We start from the raw sequence: 774 nt of genomic DNA, 5'->3' as shown, positions 1-774 counted from the left end.
AGGTCTGTAGCTCAGCTGGTTAGAGCGCACCCCTGATAAGGGTGAGGTCGGCAGTTCAAGTCTGCCCAGACCTACCAATTTCGTCCTCTATCTTCGTTGGTTCATCACTCATGTAGGAAACTACATGTCGCGATAAACCGCCTTGATATAGAACAAAATATTACGTTTTAACTTAAAGTGTGTTTCCCATTGCGGGGCTATAGCTCAGCTGGGAGAGCGCCTGCCTTGCACGCAGGAGGTCAGCAGTTCGATCCTGCTTAGCTCCACCACTTCTTCACAAAAGAAAGAGACCAAACTTAAACTATCAAAAGTTGATAAGTTAAGTTTGGTTTTTTAAACCAAGTCCTCACCGAATGCGTGTGAAAGACTAATTCTTTAACAATCTGGAAAGCTGATATAAATACCGGTATTTATATGATGAACACGGTGTCGCGCTGTTGTTTGTAAATTATAAATACCAAGCTGTTATTAATAGGAATATCGCCTGTTAATGATGGTGATTACGGGTCCTCCTCGGAAACGTAATCAACCCGGTAATAAATCGTAAGATTTGTTACCACTCTTATTCAAGACACACTTTGTGTGCGTGAAAATGTCAGACTTTACAATTGCTGTGGATTAGTCTCCGCGGTGTACTAACTAGCTTCTTCTTATTTATAAGGAAAGACTACTTGGGGTTGTATGGTTAAGTGACTAAGCGTATGTGGTGGATGCCTTGGCAGTTAGAGGCGATGAAGGACGTGTTAATCTGCGAAAAGCTTTGGTGAGGTGATA

General features: G+C 42.2%; 2 tRNA genes and 1 rRNA gene. All 3 read left to right on the top strand.

Features of this window, described 5'->3' with window-relative positions:
• Nucleotides 1-77, top strand: a tRNA-Ile gene (locus H4J65_RS00065).
• Nucleotides 78-193: 116 nt separating this feature from the next.
• A tRNA-Ala gene (locus tag H4J65_RS00060) sits at nucleotides 194-269 on the top strand.
• Between the two features lie 414 nt (nucleotides 270-683).
• Nucleotides 684-774, top strand: a 23S ribosomal RNA gene (locus H4J65_RS00055); the annotation flags it as partial.

Origin of the sequence: Colwellia sp. MB02u-9 (assembly GCF_014077085.1) — a bacterium.
Classification (GTDB): domain Bacteria; phylum Pseudomonadota; class Gammaproteobacteria; order Enterobacterales; family Alteromonadaceae; genus Cognaticolwellia.
The sequence above is the reverse complement of the archived record's forward strand: the minus strand, read 5'-3'. Positions and strand labels throughout refer to the sequence as shown.